This is a genomic window from Flavobacterium sp. FlaQc-48, assembly GCF_044007335.1.
In the GTDB taxonomy this organism is placed as follows: Bacteria; Bacteroidota; Bacteroidia; order Flavobacteriales; family Flavobacteriaceae; genus Flavobacterium.
The window spans coordinates 192,042-213,142 of the sequence record NZ_JBIPCR010000002.1 but is presented as its reverse complement, the minus strand read 5'-3'; the positions used below and the strand labels follow the sequence as shown (position 1 = coordinate 213,142).

The following is a 21,101-nucleotide window of genomic DNA, read 5'->3' as shown; positions in this document are numbered from 1 at the left end:
AAAACTTACACCTTAAAAAAAATGAAAACAATACATCAATTAGGCATTTACTTAGATCATGCCTCCGCCAATTTAATCGATTTTACCGATACTGATAAAGAGAATCAGACTATAATCTCTGAATTTGATATTCAGGACAAACATGAAACCCTGCAAAGGAGCGAAAGTGAAATGCATCATAAAGAACAGGATAAACAAAGAGCATACTTTAAAAAAATTGCGACTCTTGCCATTGGTTATAATGAACTCATCTTGTTTGGCCCCACTACGGCAAAAACTGAATTACTGCACTTTTTACAAAAAGACAACAGTTTTGGAAAAATCAAAATAGATACTGAAAATACCGCTAAAATGAATCTTCAGGAACAAGAGTTTTTTGTTTGGGGACATTTCAAAAAGTCTGACTTTAAAAATAGTTGAGATGGAAAATATACTTTTCAAAATAAACTACTATGCTGTGCAAAATGGAATCGTAGTCAAAGCTATTGCCTTATATCAGAGCATTCAGTATTATCTGGGAATTGTTTTTCGAGTCTGATAAACCCCTTAGCATTTGTCTCAACGCATTTTTCAAGGGATAATAACCCTCAAAATAAATTATAAATTTTTAAATACATACATTATGAAAACCAACGAAGAACTACAAAAAGACGTTCAAAATGCCATTAAATGGGAACCACTTTTACATGCTGCAGAAATTGGAGTAACCGTAAACGATGGTGTAGTTACCCTTACGGGCATTGTAGACGGATATTTTAAGAAAAAGGAAGCTGAAAATGCGGCCAAAAATGTATCCGGGGTAAAAGCGGTTGTTGAGGAAATAGAAATTAAATACTCTAATACGTTTACCAAAACAGACAATGATATTGCCCATGAAGTGTTAAAAGCCTTAAAAGACAATTGGTCCGTATCAGAAGATCATGTTAAGGTAAAAGTAGAAGATGGATGGGTAACTCTTGAAGGTGAACTGACCTGGAATTTTCAAAGACAAGACGCAAAAACGGCTATCAGCTTTCTCCCTGGTGTAAAAGGGGTGACCAATGAGATTAAAATCAAATCAGACATCAAGGATGCTATCGAGAAAAAGGATGTCGAGAAAGCACTTTCACGAAGCTGGTCACTGAACGCTAAAGATATCACGGTAACTGTAAATGGAACCAATGTAAAATTAACAGGTTTTGTTGATTCTATCTATCAAAAAGATCAAGCCGAGAAAATCGTCTGGAAAACTCCTGGCATTTGGTCTATCGACAATGATCTGGTGGTGGAATATGATTATGCAATGTTGTAAAATACAGAAGAAGCAGAGGATCATATCTTCTGCTTTTTTATTTAAAACCGTTTGTTATCGCTGATAAAATAACGATAGCTAAAATGAGATTATAAACTATAAATTGTGTACACCGGAAAGATGCAGGTCTGCCTTAAAGGTGTAAACCCTTGGTATTCCAGTTGCAATATTTACTTTGACAATGTCAAGGGGATTGATGTTTTCAAGGTACATCATCAGGGATCTTAAACTGTTTCCATGAGCTACAAGCAACACATTTTGTCCCATTTTTAATTTAGGTTCTATTTCTGCTTTATAATAAGGAACTACCCGGTTGTAGGTATCAAGAAGGCTTTCTCCTCCGGGAGGACATATATCGTAACTTCTTCTCCAGATATCCACCTGGGCCAAACCATACTTTTGAGCTGTTTCATCTTTGTTGAGCCCTTGCAAAGTGCCGTACATGCGCTCATTAAAAGCTTTATTTTTCACAATAGGAATCGTTACCTTCATTTCATCCAGGATAATCTGCAGGCTCTCCTGGGCTCTTGTAAGCATGGAAGTGTATCCAATATCAAAAACATAACCTATTAATTTTTGCCCTGCCAGTTTTGCCTGTTCTTTTCCAAGATCTGTTAGTGGAATATCCAAAATTCCTGTAAAACGATTCTCTAAATTATAAAGTGATTGTCCATGTCTGACAAAGATTAATAGTGCCATTTTTTTTCTTTAAAACCAGTATCAAAGCTAACGTAATAATAGCTAAAAAAAGTGTTTCAGATCACTTATTGCAATGTTGATGATCATTTCTCTATTAGCTGTTTTAGGTCAAATTTGCTGGACAGATTTAAAATTCAATCTTCTAAAAATTATAATCATGAAAACATTATTCGCACTTATCGCACTGGCCGCTTTAACAGCCACTATTCTTATGGATACTGTAGGCCGAAGAGTCAAACCAACTAAAACCAAGCTATAACCCTAACCCTAATATCATTACAACTTTTTTTTACGAAAGTTATCTTGTATCAGATGATGCTTTTTTGCTTGTGTAATCGATCTGTCAGTATAGTTGATCATGTCAGAAATAAGAATCAGTTATCTTAAAAAAAATATAAATTATGGAAAAAGTAAACATGGATAGTCTCGTCACTGTACTGGCTGAAATAGAAAACCTGGGATTTACATCCCAATTTGAAGTGAAAGGAAAAAGTCTGGTTTCACTCAAGACAGATCATCACTTTATGCCCAATCAGATAAAAATCGTCCATTTTTATCGTTTTGAAGGCGAATCAAATCCTGAGGACAGCTCGATCATGTATGCCATTGAAACCAATACTGATGAAAAAGGTACTCTTGTGGATGGTTACGGAACTGCAGCAGATCCTGCAACAGCAGATTTTATGCGCAAAGTAAATGACATTCATAAATAACAAATCCTATACTAAAGATGAAAAAACTGAATCCCTCCATTGCTGTCATTTTTGTAATCTCGATAAGTATTATTTTACTCAACAGATATACCCATTTTCATATCAATGATTATCGGGTACATTTCTTTTTTTTGTTTTTTGCAGCTTCATCACTGGTAATTGTTATTGGACAATTCTTTAAAAAATTAAAAACCAACTGGTCCATTGTTACGGTATTTGTACTAATTGGAATCCTATGCGGACTGAAAGCTTTTTTTACCTGGGGCGGAGACTGGAAAACACAAATAGTGCTTTACAAAAATATAGAGAATCCGGCTAAAACAATTAATTATCAGCTTCGCGGAGACCGATTTGCATTTGGCTACAAAAAACGTGTTGTGGGCATTTACCGTTTAGCACCTTTTATGGAGTGGACAACAGATATTGATACGCTTCATTTGGATAAAACAAAATGGAAAAAACTAGATCTGAAGCTTAATGAAATGAAACTAAAATAGGAAAATCATCATCTAAAATTGCTGAAATAATTTCAGAAAAACCTTCAAACAACGATTTCAGTTAAAGAACAAACACCATGAAAAAATTACTTGTTACCACAGACTTCTCGAGTATCTCAAGGGCAGCAATACGATTTGCGATTCAATTTACTGCCCAGACTCCCTGTGAACTCATATTCTACAGCGTAAACACCAAAACCTTTGAGGATAGTATCGACAATTATTATAAAAAAACCACGCAGGATTATAAACTTAAAAAATTCATATTATCGATTTACAAAACGACCAAAAAAGAGCCTGCTAAGGTGGAATTTGTAACAGAGAACCATACTCATGTAGACCAGGCCATTATAGCTTATGCACAAAAATGCCATGTCGATTTTATTTGTATCAATACATCCGGTCCCGGAATATTTAATCAATTGACAGGAACTACTGCCACAAAATTGATTACTACTTCCCCTATTCCCCTTTTGGTTATTCCCTACAACTATCGCAGGAAGCCAATACAGCTTTTATTGTATGCCTCAGATCTTGCTAAACCAGGTGTGGAACTGCCTTTTGTTAAAAAATTTGCAGCCCTGTTTGCTGCGGATGTTGCAGTGTATCATTACGACGAATTATTAGATCAGGGAAATTTCAAGGAAGATTTCAATACAATAGCCCAAAACTACCAATCAGACAAAGTCTCTTTTAATTTTAAAAAATTAAATATCGAATATTCCTTACTGAATCATTTAGAAGTTGATATCAGAACAATAAGACCGTCAATCGTTGTCATGTTTACCAAACAAAACCGTGACTGGTTTGAACGTCACTTTCTTTCGAGTAAAACCAAGGAATTTGGCTTTGACACCCATACTCCTATACTTGTTTTTAGAAAGTAAAAAATACAATTGAACAATGACTGCAAACAAATTCAATACAGCTGGCTTAACCAATGCGCAAGTACTTGCGGCCAGGAAAAAATACGGCCAAAACGTATCTTCGTATAAAAAAACAAACCGTTATACTGCTGCGATGATCCAAATGATCAAGGAACCCATGATGATTCTGTTATTGGTTGCATCGAGTATTTATTTTATCAGCGGAAAAACTGCCGATGGTTTCTTTTTAGCTTCAGCGATTGTTTTAATTGCGGCTATTTCATCTTATCAGAATGCCCGAAGCCGAAATGCTTTGGATCAATTGAAAAACTTTACCAAACCCAAATGCAAGGTCATAAGAAATGGCGATTCTGTAGAAATAAAAACAGAAGAGATCGTTATTGGAGACAGCCTTCTGGTCGAAGAAGGTGTATTGATAGCTGCTGATGGAATCATCGTGCATTCCAATGATTTTTCGGTAAACGAATCAATTCTTACCGGAGAATCCATGGCAGTCAGCAAAGACAAAGAAGCGAAAGACAATAGCATTTATCAAGGTACCACGGTTGTTGGCGGACTCGCCATTGCAGCGGTCACTGCCATTGGAAGTGAGACCAAACTGGGTAAAATAGGCAAAAGCCTTGAGGGAATAAAAGAAGAAAAAACACCTCTGGAGATTCAGATTGGTAATTTCGTAAAAAAAATGGCTATTGCCGGAGCGGTAGTTTTTTTGATTGTTTGGGGAATCAACTACTTTCATTCCTTTAAGATATTCGACAGTCTGCTAAAAGCCCTAACACTTGCCATGAGCATCCTGCCTGAAGAAATCCCGATTGCTTTTACCACCTTTATGGCCATTGGCGCCTGGCGGATGATGAAAGAAGGGATTATTGTCAAACAAATGAAAACCGTCGAAACATTAGGCAGTGCTACCGTGATTTGTATTGATAAAACAGGAACTATTACTGAAAACAAAATGAGTCTGGCTAAGATTTTTTCGTTACAATCAGAGAAAATTACAGATTTAGAGGGTTCGTTATCTGAGGATGAAAAAAAGTTAATTACCCTATCGATATGGGCAAGCGAACCCATTGCCTTTGACCCGATGGAAATTGCTCTTCATGAAGCTTATGCAAAAATCATCGAAAAAGATCAGAGACCTGATTTCAAACTGGTACATGAGTATCCTTTGTCGGGAAAGCCCCCTATGATGACGCACGTTTTTGAAAATAAATCAGGTAAAAAGATCATTGCCGCTAAAGGAGGCGCAGAAGCATTAATGGAAATATCGGTACTTACTGCCGATCAGAAAAAAATAATTCTAAAAGCAATTCAGGAATTATCACAGGAGGGTTACCGTGTCCTGGCAGTTGGAGAAACTCACGATACCTCTGAAAATTACCCTAAAACGCAACAGGAATATAAATTTGAATTCATTGGATTGTTGGCCTTTTATGATCCTCCAAAAAAGAATATCAAACTCGTTTTACAGCATTTTTATAAAGCCGGAATTAATGTAAAAATTATAACGGGTGACAATGCACTGACTACTTCATCCATCGCTAAACAGATTGGCTTTAAGGGATACGAAAAAAGCATCTCGGGAGATGAGTTGATGAAACTTAACAAAAAAGAACTCAAAAAATGCGTTAAGGATACAACTATATTTACCCGAATGTTTCCTGAAGCGAAACTGAAAATTATCAATGCCCTGAAATCAAATAAGGAAATTGTTGCCATGACCGGTGATGGTGTAAATGATGGGCCAGCGTTAAAAGCCGCTCATATAGGAATTGCAATGGGTAAAAAAGGAACTGAAATTGCCAAACAGGCAGCTTCACTTATTCTGGTCAATGATGATCTATCAAAAATGGTGCATGCTATTGCCATGGGAAGAAAGATTTATGCTAACATCAAAAAATCAATCCAGTTTATTATTTCGATCCATATTCCCATCATATTTACAGTTTTTATTCCATTGGCGCTGGGCTGGCGATATCCAAATATATTCTCCCCTATTCATATCATCTTTTTAGAATTGGTGATGGGGCCTACCTGCTCTATTGTATATGAAAATGAACCAATGGAAAAAAACACCATGGCACAGCAGCCAAGACCTTTTACTTCGACATTTTTCAACTGGAAGGAACTCTCTACCAGTATTATTCAGGGATTGGTAATCACTATTGGTACATTATTTACTTATCAATACGCTATTTATAACGGTTATGACGAGCAGCATACCCGAACTATGGTTTTTATTGTACTGGTAACAGCCAATATCTTTTTGACATTAATGAACCGCTCTTTTTATTATTCCATTTTTACCACTTTGCGCTACAAAAATAATTTAGTTCCTTTAATTATAAGTATTACTATTTTCATTACCGGAATGCTGCTTTACATCAAACCATTTGCAGTATTCTTTGCATTTGAACGTCTTGATCTCCTTTCGCTGTCTATGGCAATTGGAGTAGGTTTTCTGTCTGTTATCTGGTACGAATTGGTAAAATTATGGAAACGAAATTTTAAGGAATTCAAAGCCTGAGTTACCTGCCTTTAAATTGTATCAGATGCCTGTACTTCCTTTCCAGTAAAACAGCATTAAAACGAATCCTGTCATATAAAAGTCCTAAAAGCAAAGCGACAACTCCAATAAGTAAAACATGTAATCCCATATTCGAATAAAAAATACCGCCAATAATGCCACCAAAAAAGAAAAAGCTAATAATGGTCATTCGCAATTTTATAGATACAAAGAGTTTTTTCCGAAAGAGTTCCTCCTGATAAAAAAACAGTTGGGATAATTCGATTCCAAGGTCTGTAAAAAGCCCTGTTAGGTGTGTTGTTCTTACTGTGGCATTAGAAATTTTTGTTACCAATGAATTTTGCAGCCCCATGGCAAAGAGTAACGTATAGGCTATAAAATCAGGATTATGTACAATTAAATGCTGCCCAAAAACTGCAATGCCAAATAAAATAGCACTTTCAATTGCTGTTGGAATTACATAACTGTATTTTTCATTTCTTCGCAAAAGAAACTCTACAAGCAGACTGGAGAAAAAAGACCCCAGGAAAAAGAAGAATATATATAAAAAGTATATAAAACCCTGTTTGAAATTGAGTTTAAAAACCTCATCTACAAAAAAGGCAAAATGTCCTGTAACATTGGTAGTCAGTTTTTGAACTGCCAGAAAACCAGCTACATTGACCAGTCCCGCAACAAACGATAATAAAGAGGCTATTTTTAGATTGTGCCTTAAGTTTCTTTTATTTCCGTGATGTTTGAACATTGTTTTGTGGTATTCTATAATTATTGAATTATAATATCCTTTTAGAAATATTTTGATTGTATTTAATTGCTGTGACTTTAAACTTTGCATAACTGAAATCTCCCGCTTTTAATTTCCAAATTACTTCAGCTGAAACAGGAATTTTCACTCCATTAATTTCTTTATAATTTTCCATTTTGCAAAGCCATGGTTCCCTTTTATTGGTCATGAAGCGTTGGGTTTCCATTGTAACAATTTCACCCACAGTATTAAATGTAACGATACAATCAAATGAGATCTCTTTGTATAGAAATGATAATTTTGCCGAATTTTCATCTATTGCGATCCATGTTATATTTTCTGAAGGTAGCAAATTTGTTGGAAACCAAACGCTTTCAGCCAGCCAACGCTGCATTTCGCCTTCGTTAATTTCTGTGCCTTTGCCATCAACCACTGTAAAAATATTAAATAATGAAACTTTTAAATTTCCGTTGTCAGCAATAAAACTATCTCTTGCTGTAAAGAACAGGGTTGTGCCTTTCCATATAAATTGTGGTTTTTGCGCAGAAAAGTATTGCTCGCCTTTAATATTGATAAATGCTTTTTTTAGATTAGTTTTGAACAGGCCATTGTGCTTTAATCTCACTAAACTTATATAAGACATTCCGTCTTTCAGTACATAGTTAAAATAGCGCTGCACTGGTTCGGGCAAGCCATTTAATTGACTTATAGTATAAGTTTTATCAGATATATTCAATGCATTTGAATACAATACCTTAACCTGATTTTTGAATTTTAAAAACATGGTTATTTTTCCCAGAAGTACAACCAAAAGTAATACTCCAATAATCATTAGTAAAAGTATCATTGTTTGTTATTTTTATTAGGTTGGAAGGTAAAGGGTTTTACATAATTATTTCTTGTCTGCGGCAATAACGAAACAATAAGCATCGGAATGGTGTATAGCATATAAAACATTTGCAGCCAACCAACTCCCTGTATGAAATAGGTTTCTACCTGTATCCAAATAATGAGCGCAAAAGCGATATAAATACTATAAGTCCAAGCCCAATACATGTCTTTAAAAAGATTTAAATGTTCTGCAAACGGTATGAAAGGTCGCTTGACTAAAGCCATTACAATCAGAAGTGGTAAAAAGCCCAAAACGAAAAATAGAATAATACCTGGAATCAGAAAATCAGGAAATGGTGAGTTTTCTAAAATAGATAACGGCAATCCTCCAAGAAGTTTTCCCGATGGTGAAATAATTAATGCACCTCCGCCAATCATAGCGGTAAGTCCCAAAAATGAGAGAAGTACACGATGTGTTTTTTGAGCTGTTTCTTTCATCACCCTATTTGGTTTAACCGTCTATTATAATTACTCCTATTATCAGCCAAAAGTCTTTAAATTGGCAATATGATATGAAATTCTGCCCCAACATTTTCTTCGGCTTTAGAGAAAATAATTCCCTTATGATTTTCTACAATTTTTTTTCCAATTGATAATCCAATACCTGTACCGATATAGATTCCATTATTGTGAAGCCTTTGAAAAATAGTGAAAATTTTATTTTCATACTCCTGATTAAATCCTATGCCATTGTCTTTAATTATGATCTCACAATATGCTAAACCCGGGTCCAGATCAGGATATGTTTTAACTTGTTTTAAAGTCAGTTTTTTGGAACTTATCTCTATTTTAGAAATTAAATTATCCTTTTTATAAAACTTAATAGCGTTACTGATTAAATTATAAAATAACTGATTCATTTGCAACGGAATTGCATTGATAATGGGTAAATGACCTGTTTTTATTTTAAAATTGCGTTCCTGAATCAACAGTTCAAAATCAATTAAAATATTGCCGATAACGGTATTCAAATCCGTCGCCATAAATTGCCTGTCAGGATTATCAAGGTAGGAATAGGACAGTAAATCTTTAATAAGCGTATTCATCCTTATAGATGATTGACTTATTTTTTCGAGCAGCATAAGAGCCGGATCAGAAATTTTTTCCTCCATTTGCAAAAGCCTGCTGATAAACATCAGGATTTTACGCAGCGGCTCCTGCAAATCGTGGCTGGCCACATAAGCGTATTCCTGTAATTGATCATTGGCAGTGTGCAGATTTTTGACAGAGGTTTCTAATTCTTTGTTGGATGTAAGCAGGTCTACTGTACGCTGCTGAACTTTAACCTCTAAATCATCAGACATTGCCTGTAATTTCTTTTCAATGTTCCTGCGTTCGGTAATATCTTCAATCGCCAGCAGAATTAGTTGTCTTTTACTACTCTCGTAAGTGACCTGTCTGGCATTTAGAAGCAGGATACTTTCACCGTAAGGCAAAAGATTTACTGATATCTCATAATCGTCAAGCTGCGTTTTTTGCTGAAGTACTTTTTCAAGCATGGCGCGCATTTGAATATCCCCAAAAAGATGATTTTGAATTTCATATATAAGCCGGTCTGCCGCTTCTTCTTTGGTAATATTATATTTTTTGGAAAATGCCCTGTTAATGTTTTTTATTCTGAGCTTGTTATCCAAAACCACTATAGGTTCACGAAGCGTGGCTACTATTGCCTCTGTATAATTTTTTGCAATATTAATTTCCAGCTGTTTGTTCAAAAGTTCCTGATTAATCTGCGATAGTTCTTCATTGCTGGATTGTAATTCTTCTTTAGAAGTTTCCAATTCTTCATTCAGACTTTGCAATTCCTCGCTTCCGCTTAATAATTCCTCATTGGCGCTCTGGAGCTCTTCATTAGAAGCTTCCTGTTCTTCACTAATCGCATTTACGTCATTGTGTATTTTTTCCAATTCTTTTTCAAGCTGTGCAATCCTTTTTAAATTGACATCATTGCGGATTTCTTCAGCCGTCATATTATTTGAGGATACTTCGGGCCGCATCATGCTGGTTTTATAAAACAAGATTAGAAAGTAAGGCTCAGAAGTATCAGGCAATGGCTGTACTTCTATTGTAACTTCACTTATAACTTCTTTCTTTTTAACCTGTATTCCTTCTTTTATGACAAGTGATCCTGTTTCTTTAGATTTATGCAAGGCATTACGAAGTTCAAAAGCCAGTCCTTCGTGAACCATTTTGAGCAAACTAAAAGTGGGCTTGCCCTGTGAAAATTTAATAAAATCAGTAATATTTCCCATAATATGTAAAATATCCACCTGTTCATTCACTATGATACTCGCTGGTCTGTAATTCGAAAGCAAAATTGATTCTGCACTTTTTATAAAATCCTCTTTTATGATTTCTTTTTTAGGAAGTTCTGATTTAAAACTTTTCAATTTTTCAGTCCCTCCCGATCCCCAGCGAGAATTTGGCGATCTTCCTGAAACCTCTTTTCTGGTGTATATTTTTCCGGCTTTATCAAAAGGCTGAAAAAGTTCACCAGCCGGAATGGCAGTTTCAGATTTTCCTAAAAGTAAAAAACCGTTTTCTTTTAAGGCATAATGAAAAGTACTCAGAGATTTTTTCTGTAAAAATGCATCCATATAAATAAAAACATTCCTGCAGGTAATCAAGTCCATTCTGGCAAATGGAGGATCTGTGAGGAAATTATGAACGGCAAAAACACATAAATCCCTTATTTGCCTTTTAATAGTGTAACCATTGGTATTGGATGTAAAATATTTGGAAAGCGTAGCTTCAGAAACATTACGCATTTGAGATTTTCTGTAAAATCCGGCCCTTGCCTTTGCAATAGCTACTTCTGAAATATCCGAGGCAAAAATCTGGATTTCTTTTCCCTGAAGATTTTCACCCAAAAATTCATGAAGGGCAATAGCCAGAGTGTACGCCTCTTCACCGGTAGAACATCCTGCAATCCAGATTCGTATTGCATTGCCTTCCGGCACCCTGCCTACTAATAGAGGGAAAACTTTTTCTTTTATCACCTGAAAAATTTTAACATCCCTGAAAAATTCCGTTACCGGGATCAGCAGATCGTTAAATAAATCTTCAGAGGCCAATTTATCACCTCTCAAAACTTTAAGGTAATCCCTAAGATTGATGATTTTATTTAATGCCATTCTTCTGGCAATACGTCGGCGTATGGTCGTTTGTTTGTAATAGGCAAAATCTACCCCGCTGTGATGATGCAGAATTTTAATTATTTCATGAAATACGGCCTCATCGTTAAGTTCATTATCTTCGCCAGAAATCGCTTTTGCTTTACAAAGCTCAATTAATTTAGCTACCATTTTTACTGGTGATAAAACGTAATCGACCACTCCGGCATTAATTGCATTTTGCGGCATTTCATTATAAGAAGCATCCATATCCTGGGCAAAAGTTATGCCTCCGTGTTCTTTGATCGATCCCAGGCCAATTGTCCCGTCAGATCCGTTTCCCGAGAGCAATACGCCGCAAGCCAGATTCAGATGAACCTCGGCCAATGAATTAAAAAATATATCTATTGCCTGATTTTTTGTGTCCTTAATACGCGGACTCAGTTTGAGTACGCCGTCAAAAGAAGTCAATATTTTATTTTCCGGAATAACATAAATAATATTAGGAGCCAAATGAACATCATCTGTAATTTCAATAATTGGTATTCTGGACACACGAGAAAGCAGTTCTGTAAGTATACTGTCATGCAGTGGATGTAAATGCTGTACAATGACATAGGCCATCTGAGAGTCATCAGGAATAGCATCAATAAACTGTGTAAAAGCCTCAAGTCCTCCTGCCGAAGCTCCAATACCGACAATAGGAAAATCCTGGCGTGTAGCCTTAGGCAGAATATTTTTTTTATGGTACATGACTTGTAGTTTTATTTTGTTGTAAAGAGCTTGCTCTCAAAGAACAGGAATCTGAGTATAGAATTCTTTTCAATCCTAAAGCGCGATGATAAAGGATTCGAATTTCGAATGTTTTAACCTTTCTTTCCAATCCAATTGGATAACCTTTTTTACCAATTTCTTCAAATCATTAAAATCAGTAGGTTTAACCACATAGGCATTGGCACCCAATTTAAAAGTATTTTTTACACCCTCTTCGGTTGCCGAAGTAGAATAAATGGCTATTACCGGAATATTCTTAAATAAAATGTCTTCCCTAATTTGCTGCAATGTTTCAAAACCTGACATTACCGGCATATTAAGATCTAAAAAAATGATATCAGGAATAAAAAGAGTGCTGTCGTAAAGACGTTTTAAAAGTTCTACTCCATTTTGACAAAATTCAACCGGAAAATTAAGGTGAATATCCTGAACTGCTTCAGCAAAAAAATCCCTGTCATCCTGATCATCATCAGTGAGCAAAATACGTATATTCTCCTTATTATTCATTAGTTATCTCTCATTTACTTCAAATGTACGCTTTAATAAACGTTAAGTAATTTATTATTGTTTCAACAATAAATTAAAACCAGACAGCAAGTACCACAATTGTATTGCTTTATCCATCCCTTTAATAATATTAACCTATACTAATCAAACTCTACGTAAATTTCATTGTCGACTTGCCAGACTCCCGCTGTATTCCACGCTATCCTTTCTGCCTCTTCCTTCTGAAAAAGGGAACTAACTATACCACTAAGAAATATTGTTTTGCCATCAACCCTGACTTTAATATTCCCTATATCAAGTATCCAGCTGCGCTTAAGGGCTTTCTCTACGATCTTTTTCTCTAACTCATTTTCTATTTCAGCTTCAATCATTATTTTGTCAACAACTCCTCTTACACCTTCCAAATATCGAATAGCATCATCTGCAGTTTTCCTTTGGAAATTCCAATGCAAAATACCCTCAAGGGTTACCCATCCGTCTTCGACTGTAACTTTTAATCTGTGGTTAGGTATAACCCACTTTCCGTCTAATGCTTTGATAACCGCCCTGGCAATCTCTTTATCATTTCTAATTGTTGAAACGGAAAGGTCTACCCTGACATCATCGATAATGGTCTTTACTCCTGAGATATCCTTAACAATATGTTCAGCTTCCTTTTTTTGATTGTAATTATCGACAGTTCCTGCCAGAGTAACAATCCCTTCCTGAACACTAACCTCTATTTTATTAGATTCTAAAACAGGTTCCCATTTTATAGCTTCCATAACTTCTTTACGTAAAACATCGTTACTTTTTTTCATTAGATTTTCATTATTATTTTCAATAGTAAGCATTGATATACTTATTTTTATAAGTATAATAATCTCTATATCCATAGGCAAAATTGAAACATATAGAGGCGAAAAAAAATGATTTCTATCAATCAAAAAAGTGATAAGAAACATTTAATATAGTAAAGCGACAGCCAGATTAGCGCATTGTAATCACTCAATTTAAATTAGAAAATATAATCTAAACCCCAGGGAAATTCAAGAGAAATACCCTTATTGGGTTGTATTTACAACCTGAACTTTTGTGGGTACTTTTTCTATTGAGAGAAAAGAATTTAATAAAAGAAGAACTATAGCTACAAGAATGGCAAAAGTGGTCAACCCCACGCCTTGCATGTACCTTTTGCTTGCTTTTAATGTTGCTCTATTATTTTTATTGTAAGAAACCTTGTTTGCTTCGATTTCATAAAGCAATATCTCTTCATATGATTTCTTTAGTAAGGCTTCATACTTCGTAACAGATAAAGCCTGATCCAATGGTTTACTTCTAAAAATACTAAGCATTAAAAGAATAGAACTGATAAAACATGCGATAGGTATAATCGTAATTAATTGGATACTTTTATTAGCCCCCTCTAAACTATTTAAGAAGAAAGGAATAAACAGTACCGTAAAACCAATAATGGTACCTGCATAAGAATGTTGCTGGCGATAGGAGTCTACTTGTTTTTCTATAACTTCTTTAGAATTCAGGGCTAGAAATTCTAAATATTTAAGGTCTTTTTCCATGTAAAATAATCTTAAGGTATTAAAGGCTGTAAAAAATCCTGTTGAAAATAACTTTCCAACAGGATTTAATGTATTGCTTTAAGATTGATCCAGTATCTGTTTCTTTTCGTTAAATTCTTTTATATCGATCTTTCCGCTGGCATAACGTTTTTTCAAAATATCAAGTGGCGTCTCTTTTAAGTTTCTTTGTCCCGGTATGTTATAAGGAACAGCAAATATCCAAAACAGAAGCAGTACCCAGATAATCCACCATATAAAATTCATTCCCCAATAATAGTTTTCGTAGTGTATCATAATGTTTATTTTACAAATAACAGATTAGATACAAAAGTCTCCGTATAGGAATCTCTTTTGTCAGGACAACCCAAACGGTTCTATTTTTTAATTTTATATCCCCAAATTTCAACATGGGCTTTGTCATCCTGGCGATTAGGCAGCGTTTTATAAACAAAAATAATTTTTTGAAGTTTGCGCTCCCCTCCTGTTAAAGAGATCTTGTGGCTTTCACCATTGGCTTTAATTGGGCTGTTCACTTTTACAGTTTGGTCATTTCCCTCACTAAAATGTAGTTTCAGGCTTATGATATCAATAGGCGTTTCCTTTACCACGAATTTAAGTTCTGTAAATTTGTTCTCCCCTATTACTAAAATTTCATCAGTGTCCTTTTTGAAATTAACTGTAGTCTCCCCAATCTTGTGCCAGCCTTCTTTAGTACTTGTCATCACTTCAACTTTTTGTGCCTGCAGCGTGTTGCCTGCCACTGTAATTATCAGTAACATGGCCATAACTATCTTTTTCATATGTAATTGTTTTAAATTATCATACAAATCTCGGGGATAAATATTCATTTAGAAATGACTGCTGTCACTGCTTAAAATGATCCTTATCACTATCCATCTATGTGATTTAGGAGAATGCAAAATATTATCCTTTAAAGTTGTGGCTTTTATTATTAAATAAATACAGCATATTGTAACAGTAATCACCAACTGTTGCTTATAACTTCATTGCATGATTATATATTATCAGAAATCTTTTAATGCATCTTCTAACTTAAATTTCTCCTGAAGATAGTCTTCTTTTAATGAGTCAATTGTATGCTGTAGAGCTGGATCATATTTTTCAATATGAATTGCAAACTCTCTAATATATTTTACTTTTTTCTTCAATTGATCAAGATGCTGTTGAGCTTCCCCAATACATGAATTAATGTACTCGCGCTCATCTGGCGGATGAGATTCCACTTCCTTTCGCTGCTGCTCTATAGTGAGCTTGGCCGAAGCCATTATACTATCTGATTCCCTATTCAATAAGAACCACTTTCTAACCATCCTATTACTGATTTCTGAAGTTTCAGATGAATCTGTGTCAACACCATTCTCATTAGAACCTGTCCAATCCTTTTGTTGGCAGCAATATAACAGTGTGACCATGACAATCAGCAAACTTAACTTTGTTTTCATCTGTTTATTCATTAAATTTTGCCTTTTATTAAATATTTAGAAGTGCTCTCTCTCTGAAGAATTTCAGTTCCCTCCAAAAATTAACCAGAACTACGAAACGCTGGAATTATAAATCGCAAAAAAGGCATTTGCAATTGATGTACAAGAAATTACTACAGGAATAAAAGTAGAATAAAAGGAAGTTCAGGAAAATGATATTTATCCATTTAATATGTGATATATAACATATAATTTATCTAGCTCTGAGGTGTCGAATAATCCATACAATTGATCGTCCGCACTAAAATATTCCAACCACTAAATTGATTTAAAATGACAAGTGAATTTTTAAATATTGTATTTCATTAATTCAATTATATTATATTAGTAAAATAAAAACCGGAAATTGATACCTTTTTTACCACAAAAAATTAAGTCAATCAAGCTATTTGCAGCATATGGTTTTATAAAAAACCGAAACTTGAGTATTGACTATAAGTACAGTAAGTGGGCTTGAATCTAAAGTCCTTCAATACAAAACAGGGCTTCCCGGCATCCCTCGGCCCCGATAGCAGTGAAATTCTTTACGACGGGGTGCTGGCGCAAAGATTGGAGCATATAGCGGGAAGAGCTCCTGAAAAACAGATACTGTCAATCCATACTCTATTTTATGATGCTAATAGGATTTCATATTATCTTAGACAGGCCGTTCACAATCAATTCATCACTGACATATTTTTCTTCCGGGCTTTTAAAAAACCAATTCTCAAAAAAAGAAATTATAGCCCCTGCAGGTCAAAAGAAAGAATATCTTTCCTTTCTATTTTAGCCTGTAAACTAACTGCTGAATAATCATAAGCCAGATTGTAGTTAACAGCATAGTTGAAGTAATTACAGCCAGTGTTATTTGATACGTATAATTTTCTACTAATTGTAAAGAAGCTGCCATGGTCATCAAAATAAAGCTGAATTCCCCTATCTGCGATAAGAGTGCCCCTGCATATAAACTGTCGCGCCAGGAGTTCTTAGTCAGTTTAAAAAGAATCGTATTGATGAGACTGTTTATAAAGAGTACTGAAAATGAAATCAATATAATCGTACCTGCATTTTGAATAAAAAAATTAATATCTAACTGCAGTCCTACAGCTAAGAAAAAGAAAGCCATAAAAAATACCCTAAAAGGAATAAGGGAACTGCCCAGCCAGTGCGTTGCCTTATCATGCCCGATTAGTATACCTGAGGCAAAAGCACCAAAAGCAGTAGACAAGCCAAACCATCCGCTGATCCAGGCCATTGTGAAACAGATACTAAAGCCGATAAAAACCTGCAGTTCATGGTCAGCAGTAATCTCTTTCTGCATCGGAATTTTAAAAAGTTTCTTCGTCAGAGCCCCTTTCAAAAAAAGAATCATTAATACGCCTCCTGCGCATACTTTTATCAATTGGGTTGCTGATACAGCAGCACCTGACATAAAATTCAATGCCAGCATCATAGGTATAACCAATATATCCTGCATTAATAAAACACCGCAGGTAATCATGCCGAGCTGACTTTTAATTTCGCCTGTTCTGGCCAGATACTGAAATACAATGGCCGAACTGCTGATGCTGATTATAAAAGCAGTCAGTACAATTGTTGTAATTTCCCATCCCGCATATGATCCTACAAAATACATGCACATAAAACTAAGCACAATCTGAACAACTGCAATCAACAGCGGCTTGTAAAAATTACGTGTGAGATAACGAAGGTCAATTTCACTTCCTATAGAAAACATCATAATAATGATCCCTATTTCACCAAGTTCTGATATCACATCAGGTTTTTGAATAATATTAAATACTTGAGGACCCAGAAGTACACCAGCCACTATGTAGGCGATAAAGTAAGGCTGCTTTAAACGCCGAAGCAATAAAATCAACAATAAGACAATAAGGGAAAGCACAGCTATCCCTGAGAATAATTGTGACAGCATATTTTTAAATTATTATCAAGAAAGCTGCCTTTATGGGGCAGCTTTCAATAAAAAAATAGATAAAAGTTTTTAAGAAATCTCTATCATCCTTGGGGACTTTTGTCTGGCCTGTTCCAGTTTTGGAATCGACAGCAGTAAAATTCCATTTTCGTAACGGGCACGAATTCTATCTTCGTCCACTACATTTTTAGGAAGTACAAAACTTCTCTGGAAAGATTGATAACTGAACTCTCTGCGGGTGTAATTTTCTTCCTCTTTATTTACGTGTTCCTGCTTAAACGAAGAAATAAACAGCTGTCCATTATCAAGGGTAACCTTAAAGTCATCCTTGCTCATGCCGGGAGCCGCAACCTCGACTTCATAATTCTCGTCAGTTTCCTTAATATTCACTGAAGGCAGTGTAGTGCTTGTGGTTGAAAAATTGTTGTTTTCCCAATTGAAAAGATCGCGGCCAAAAACATCATCAAAAAACAAGCGTTGGAAAGCCGGCACGCGGCCTCCGTTTCTTTTAATAAGATTCATAACAGTAATTTTTAAAATTGTTATACAATAAATTTTTGAACTTGCACAAAGGTGTGCACAAGGAAAAAAACAAAAAATATGCCAGGGGTTAATTCTGACATTTTTTCATTATTCACTATGAAAAAATGTCATTTTAATCTCCGATGAATGCCCTTTTTTTTGCGCTGCTTATTTTCAATATTGAGAGAAGCTGCTGTCCTTATTTTTTACGATCCAAATTTAATAGTTTCAGGAAAAAATGTCACTTCACCTGTAGTAATGTCGTGTGATCCTCCAACAATTCCAATTTCTCCACTTTCTATCATTTCTTTCAATATCGGACTGCGTTCCATTATTGATCTAACGGTACGTTTAACATTAATGATTGAAACATTCTCTACAAAATCAGGATTGCCTGAATTACGATTTTCTGTGGTCTGTGTCTCATCATCAACTGCCGGTCTTATTTTGGTCAGCAGCGCTGTGAGGTTACCCATTTCAACGTGGTCGCAGGCACCTTTTACAGCTCCGCATTTTGTATGACCTAATACCACGATTATTTTTGAACCCGCCACTTTACAGCCAAACTCCATGCTGCCTAAGATGTCCTCATTGATAATGTTTCCGGCGATACGCACACTGAAAATATCGCCAAGTCCCTGGTCGAAAATTAATTCCGCTGAAGTTCTGCTGTCAATACAGCTCAGAATCACAGCAAAAGGATGTTGTCCGTCTGAAGTTTCATTGGCCTGTTGTAAAAGATTACGGTTTATTTTCAGGTTGCTTACAAATCTCTGGTTTCCTTCTTTTAAAAGCTCTAAAGCCTTTGAAGGAGTTATTGCGGCCTGCATTTCTTTGGTTAACGTTTTCATTTGTGATTGGTTTTAAATGTTTATGATAAATAAAATTTTTCCGGCTGTTGCGGTTTAGGCACATCCGATTCTTTTAATAACTCCTTAATATTGATTTCAATTGTTCTTGCTATTGCTGTCATAGGAGTATCAGTAGGACGGTTTCTAAAGGGGTCCTGCATGTGGGTAGCAGATCTTTCTAAAAGAAAAAACATCGTTGAGATCGTCAAAAGCAGCGGAATTTCAAAATAGCTTTTTATATCCCGCAATGCAATGGAGAGCGTGACAATAAAAATGTAGATAAAAAAGTGTAAAAATATACGATAGGTTACAGGAAAAACGGTGTTTTTAATGCGCTCAGCCATTCCCATAGCATTTGAAAAATTAACTAAAGTATTATTTATCTGAATTTGTGAGAAGATGCTTATTGCTCTTTTTTCTTTTAATTCCAATATCTGAAGTGTATTTAACTGTAATAATGCTAAAGGTTTATTGCTCTGTTTTTCTATTTCTTCCAGGTCTTCTTTAGAGATCAAATTCGTTAAATTTTCAACAGGATCAAGACCCCGAAGGCTCTGCCCCAGACTGTAACACCATGCAATATGCCTAAAAGCGATTTCTTTAACTTCATCTTGATTTTCCCTGGCAACAAAAGACTGCAGCTGCAATACAAAACTACGGCTGTCATTTACGATACTTCCCCATATTTTGCGGGCCTCCCACCAACGGTCGTAAGACTGACTGAGTTTGAATGAAAGAATAACAGAAATCGCTGTTCCGATAAATGCAGGTACTGTAATGGGCATCACCGGAATAATATTTTCAAATTGAGTAGTAACATAATGAACTAAGGTGCCAATAATTAATACGTAGAAAATTTCATACTTTACCTTATTAAAAAGATAAGAAACCGGGATTTTAGTATTGATCAGCATATAATGGGATTTGAATTGCCATACAAAAATAGTAAAAACGATTTTTCATAATAGTAATACTATTATAAATAGTTGTTAAATATTTTTAAAGATATGATTACTATTAAACAGTAAATGTTTATTACATTTGCTGAAATGATTATTAATATGGAATTTCAAGTAAAATTTGATATCAATGAAAAGATATTTCTGCGAAATCCTGAAAGCAGTGAATTAGGTAAATTAATGGTAAAGAAATCAATTGACTTAATAAGTCAACTTGGTTTTGAACAATTTACTTTTAAGAAACTCGCCATAGAAATAAACAGTACTGAAGCCAGCATTTACAGGTATTTTGAGAATAAGCACCGTCTTTTGCTCTATATCTTAAACTGGTATTGGTCTTACATGGAATTTTTAGTAACTTTTAAGTTAGAAAACGTAACTGACAAAAAGGAAAAGCTGAAAATAATTATAAGCCTGCTTACCCACGAATTCGAAGAAAGCACTACTCAATTTGACTATAATAAAAAGCTGCTTAATCAAATCGTTATTGCAGAAAGCAGTAAAGTTTATCTGGTAAAAGAAGTTGCCCAAATCAATAAGGATGAGGTATTCAAGCCTTATAAAGACTTATGTGGAAAGATAGCAGAAGTTATCTCAGAATATAATCCTAAATATAAATACCCAAGATCACTAAGCACTACCCTGATTGAAACTTCTCATCAACAGCAATATTTTAGTGCTAATTTGCCTAAACTTACAGATGCTACCTCAAAAACAAACCTGGAATTTACGGGCCAGTTTATCGAAGATTTTTTATTTAAAGTACTGGATTAGAAGCTAAAGGATTTAATCTGCTTTTTAATAACTTTGGTTTTATGTCCCAATACAAGCACATGTAAAAAAGTCGTTTAAATAAGACCTGAAATTATTTTTTTCAAATGAACAGATACTATGTTCTTATTTTAATACTGAATCATTCTTTTATCTTCTTCAATACTATTTCTATATCCCAGAAATGAGGGACAATGCTAACAGATAGACTAATAATTCTAATTTCTAAATTGTCCGAATCTAATTTCACAGCGTCATTATTGGCCTTAGAAACAACAAAAGTATTTAAGGCTTTTTAAAAGCGAAAACAGAAGAAACCAACATCTGGTCGAATCTTTATGATTCAGATTTTATAGTTAAATAGTTATTTTATAAAAA

Annotated in this window: 22 protein-coding genes; 7 read left to right on the top strand and 15 right to left on the bottom strand. The window is 34.9% G+C overall.

Annotation, left to right across the window (positions count from 1 at the left end; all coding sequences use genetic code 11):
* The first annotated feature begins 21 nt into the window (after positions 1-21).
* Positions 22-420, top strand: coding sequence for a hypothetical protein (locus ACHRWY_RS04125; protein ID WP_395352795.1), 399 nt, complete (start codon positions 22-24; stop codon positions 418-420).
* Positions 421-622: 202 nt separating this feature from the next.
* Positions 623-1,291 carry a BON domain-containing protein gene (locus tag ACHRWY_RS04120; protein ID WP_395352793.1) on the top strand — a complete coding sequence of 223 codons (669 nt, stop codon included), beginning with the start codon at positions 623-625 and terminating at the stop codon, positions 1,289-1,291.
* A gap of 96 nt (positions 1,292-1,387) precedes the next feature.
* On the opposite strand, the gene ACHRWY_RS04115 is transcribed toward ACHRWY_RS04120, so the two are convergent.
* Entirely contained in the window at positions 1,388-1,990 is a 603-nt protein-coding gene (locus tag ACHRWY_RS04115) for a 2,3-diphosphoglycerate-dependent phosphoglycerate mutase (RefSeq protein ID WP_395352791.1), read from the bottom strand.
* Positions 1,991-2,391: 401 nt separating this feature from the next.
* On the opposite strand from ACHRWY_RS04115, the gene ACHRWY_RS04110 reads away from it, so the two are divergent.
* From ACHRWY_RS04110 to ACHRWY_RS04095, 4 genes are all read left to right on the top strand, one after another.
* Positions 2,392-2,703 (top strand): hypothetical protein, encoded by a 312-nt coding sequence (locus tag ACHRWY_RS04110; protein ID WP_395352789.1) that lies wholly within the window; start codon positions 2,392-2,394, stop codon positions 2,701-2,703.
* Between the two features lie 17 nt (positions 2,704-2,720).
* Positions 2,721-3,200, top strand: coding sequence for a hypothetical protein (locus tag ACHRWY_RS04105; protein ID WP_395352787.1), 480 nt, complete (start codon positions 2,721-2,723; stop codon positions 3,198-3,200).
* A gap of 77 nt (positions 3,201-3,277) precedes the next feature.
* On the top strand, positions 3,278-4,087 hold the full coding sequence (locus tag ACHRWY_RS04100) for a universal stress protein (protein ID WP_395352785.1): 810 nt from the start codon (positions 3,278-3,280) through the stop codon (positions 4,085-4,087).
* 16 nt (positions 4,088-4,103) lie between these two features.
* Complete coding sequence (locus tag ACHRWY_RS04095) at positions 4,104-6,614, top strand: cation-translocating P-type ATPase (RefSeq protein WP_395352783.1); 2,511 nt, start codon at positions 4,104-4,106, stop codon at positions 6,612-6,614.
* 1 nt (position 6,615) lies between these two features.
* Here the strand turns inward: ACHRWY_RS04095 and ACHRWY_RS04090 are convergent, their stop codons facing one another.
* From ACHRWY_RS04090 to ACHRWY_RS04025, 14 genes are all read right to left on the bottom strand, one after another.
* Positions 6,616-7,359: a YoaK family protein gene (locus ACHRWY_RS04090; RefSeq protein ID WP_395352781.1), complete on the bottom strand. Its 744-nt coding sequence runs from the start codon at positions 7,357-7,359 to the stop codon at positions 6,616-6,618.
* Between the two features lie 28 nt (positions 7,360-7,387).
* Positions 7,388-8,206 carry a DUF6544 family protein gene (locus ACHRWY_RS04085; protein ID WP_395352779.1) on the bottom strand — a complete coding sequence of 273 codons (819 nt, stop codon included), beginning with the start codon at positions 8,204-8,206 and terminating at the stop codon, positions 7,388-7,390.
* Positions 8,203-8,688, bottom strand: a complete 486-nt coding sequence (locus tag ACHRWY_RS04080) for a hypothetical protein (RefSeq protein WP_395352777.1) — start codon at positions 8,686-8,688, stop codon at positions 8,203-8,205. The genes ACHRWY_RS04085 and ACHRWY_RS04080 overlap by 4 nt, the downstream gene beginning before the upstream one ends.
* A 56-nt stretch (positions 8,689-8,744) precedes the next feature.
* A complete protein-coding gene (locus tag ACHRWY_RS04075; protein ID WP_395352775.1) occupies positions 8,745-12,116 on the bottom strand; it encodes a CheR family methyltransferase in 3,372 nt (1,123 codons plus the stop codon).
* A 75-nt stretch (positions 12,117-12,191) separates the two neighbouring features.
* A complete protein-coding gene (locus ACHRWY_RS04070; protein WP_395352773.1) occupies positions 12,192-12,644 on the bottom strand; it encodes a response regulator in 453 nt (150 codons plus the stop codon).
* A 140-nt stretch (positions 12,645-12,784) separates the two neighbouring features.
* A complete protein-coding gene (locus tag ACHRWY_RS04065) occupies positions 12,785-13,519 on the bottom strand; it encodes a BON domain-containing protein (protein WP_395352770.1) in 735 nt (244 codons plus the stop codon).
* A 168-nt stretch (positions 13,520-13,687) separates the two neighbouring features.
* Entirely contained in the window at positions 13,688-14,203 is a 516-nt protein-coding gene (locus ACHRWY_RS04060) for a hypothetical protein (protein ID WP_395352768.1), read from the bottom strand.
* A 78-nt stretch (positions 14,204-14,281) separates the two neighbouring features.
* Positions 14,282-14,497 carry an SHOCT domain-containing protein gene (locus ACHRWY_RS04055; RefSeq protein ID WP_395352766.1) on the bottom strand — a complete coding sequence of 72 codons (216 nt, stop codon included), beginning with the start codon at positions 14,495-14,497 and terminating at the stop codon, positions 14,282-14,284.
* Positions 14,498-14,577: 80 nt separating this feature from the next.
* The gene (locus ACHRWY_RS04050; RefSeq protein WP_395352764.1) at positions 14,578-15,003 is read right to left on the bottom strand and encodes a hypothetical protein; all 426 of its coding nucleotides are present in this window, start codon (positions 15,001-15,003) and stop codon (positions 14,578-14,580) included.
* Positions 15,004-15,228: 225 nt separating this feature from the next.
* Positions 15,229-15,666: a hypothetical protein gene (locus ACHRWY_RS04045; RefSeq protein ID WP_395352762.1), complete on the bottom strand. Its 438-nt coding sequence runs from the start codon at positions 15,664-15,666 to the stop codon at positions 15,229-15,231.
* A gap of 799 nt (positions 15,667-16,465) precedes the next feature.
* Positions 16,466-17,620, bottom strand: a complete 1,155-nt coding sequence (locus ACHRWY_RS04040) for a cation:proton antiporter (protein ID WP_395352760.1) — start codon at positions 17,618-17,620, stop codon at positions 16,466-16,468.
* Between the two features lie 69 nt (positions 17,621-17,689).
* On the bottom strand, positions 17,690-18,142 hold the full coding sequence (locus tag ACHRWY_RS04035; protein WP_395352758.1) for an Hsp20/alpha crystallin family protein: 453 nt from the start codon (positions 18,140-18,142) through the stop codon (positions 17,690-17,692).
* Positions 18,143-18,348: 206 nt separating this feature from the next.
* Entirely contained in the window at positions 18,349-18,993 is a 645-nt protein-coding gene (locus tag ACHRWY_RS04030; RefSeq protein WP_395352756.1) for a carbonic anhydrase family protein, read from the bottom strand.
* Positions 18,994-19,013: 20 nt separating this feature from the next.
* Complete coding sequence (locus ACHRWY_RS04025) at positions 19,014-19,907, bottom strand: bestrophin family protein (protein ID WP_395352754.1); 894 nt, start codon at positions 19,905-19,907, stop codon at positions 19,014-19,016.
* Positions 19,908-20,054: 147 nt separating this feature from the next.
* Here ACHRWY_RS04025 and ACHRWY_RS04020 point away from each other — a divergent pair, with 147 nt between their 5' ends.
* Positions 20,055-20,726: a TetR/AcrR family transcriptional regulator gene (locus ACHRWY_RS04020; RefSeq protein ID WP_395352752.1), complete on the top strand. Its 672-nt coding sequence runs from the start codon at positions 20,055-20,057 to the stop codon at positions 20,724-20,726.
* Positions 20,727-21,101: the final 375 nt, after the last annotated feature.

What these genes read in the sequence shown, in the direction of transcription:
- ACHRWY_RS04125 (WP_395352795.1), top strand. Translation starts at nt 22, where the DNA reads ATGAAAACAATACATCAATTAGGCATTTACTTAGATCATGCCTCCGCC.
- ACHRWY_RS04120 (WP_395352793.1), top strand. Translation starts at nt 623, where the DNA reads ATGAAAACCAACGAAGAACTACAAAAAGACGTTCAAAATGCCATTAAA.
- ACHRWY_RS04115 (WP_395352791.1), bottom strand. Translation starts at nt 1,990, where the DNA reads ATGGCACTATTAATCTTTGTCAGACATGGACAATCACTTTATAATTTA.
- ACHRWY_RS04110 (WP_395352789.1), top strand. Translation starts at nt 2,392, where the DNA reads ATGGAAAAAGTAAACATGGATAGTCTCGTCACTGTACTGGCTGAAATA.
- ACHRWY_RS04105 (WP_395352787.1), top strand. Translation starts at nt 2,721, where the DNA reads ATGAAAAAACTGAATCCCTCCATTGCTGTCATTTTTGTAATCTCGATA.
- ACHRWY_RS04100 (WP_395352785.1), top strand. Translation starts at nt 3,278, where the DNA reads ATGAAAAAATTACTTGTTACCACAGACTTCTCGAGTATCTCAAGGGCA.
- ACHRWY_RS04095 (WP_395352783.1), top strand. Translation starts at nt 4,104, where the DNA reads ATGACTGCAAACAAATTCAATACAGCTGGCTTAACCAATGCGCAAGTA.
- ACHRWY_RS04090 (WP_395352781.1), bottom strand. Translation starts at nt 7,359, where the DNA reads ATGTTCAAACATCACGGAAATAAAAGAAACTTAAGGCACAATCTAAAA.
- ACHRWY_RS04085 (WP_395352779.1), bottom strand. Translation starts at nt 8,206, where the DNA reads ATGATACTTTTACTAATGATTATTGGAGTATTACTTTTGGTTGTACTT.
- ACHRWY_RS04080 (WP_395352777.1), bottom strand. Translation starts at nt 8,688, where the DNA reads ATGAAAGAAACAGCTCAAAAAACACATCGTGTACTTCTCTCATTTTTG.
- ACHRWY_RS04075 (WP_395352775.1), bottom strand. Translation starts at nt 12,116, where the DNA reads ATGTACCATAAAAAAAATATTCTGCCTAAGGCTACACGCCAGGATTTT.
- ACHRWY_RS04070 (WP_395352773.1), bottom strand. Translation starts at nt 12,644, where the DNA reads ATGAATAATAAGGAGAATATACGTATTTTGCTCACTGATGATGATCAG.
- ACHRWY_RS04065 (WP_395352770.1), bottom strand. Translation starts at nt 13,519, where the DNA reads ATGGATATAGAGATTATTATACTTATAAAAATAAGTATATCAATGCTT.
- ACHRWY_RS04060 (WP_395352768.1), bottom strand. Translation starts at nt 14,203, where the DNA reads ATGGAAAAAGACCTTAAATATTTAGAATTTCTAGCCCTGAATTCTAAA.
- ACHRWY_RS04055 (WP_395352766.1), bottom strand. Translation starts at nt 14,497, where the DNA reads ATGATACACTACGAAAACTATTATTGGGGAATGAATTTTATATGGTGG.
- ACHRWY_RS04050 (WP_395352764.1), bottom strand. Translation starts at nt 15,003, where the DNA reads ATGAAAAAGATAGTTATGGCCATGTTACTGATAATTACAGTGGCAGGC.
- ACHRWY_RS04045 (WP_395352762.1), bottom strand. Translation starts at nt 15,666, where the DNA reads ATGAAAACAAAGTTAAGTTTGCTGATTGTCATGGTCACACTGTTATAT.
- ACHRWY_RS04040 (WP_395352760.1), bottom strand. Translation starts at nt 17,620, where the DNA reads ATGCTGTCACAATTATTCTCAGGGATAGCTGTGCTTTCCCTTATTGTC.
- ACHRWY_RS04035 (WP_395352758.1), bottom strand. Translation starts at nt 18,142, where the DNA reads ATGAATCTTATTAAAAGAAACGGAGGCCGCGTGCCGGCTTTCCAACGC.
- ACHRWY_RS04030 (WP_395352756.1), bottom strand. Translation starts at nt 18,993, where the DNA reads ATGAAAACGTTAACCAAAGAAATGCAGGCCGCAATAACTCCTTCAAAG.
- ACHRWY_RS04025 (WP_395352754.1), bottom strand. Translation starts at nt 19,907, where the DNA reads ATGCTGATCAATACTAAAATCCCGGTTTCTTATCTTTTTAATAAGGTA.
- ACHRWY_RS04020 (WP_395352752.1), top strand. Translation starts at nt 20,055, where the DNA reads ATGGAATTTCAAGTAAAATTTGATATCAATGAAAAGATATTTCTGCGA.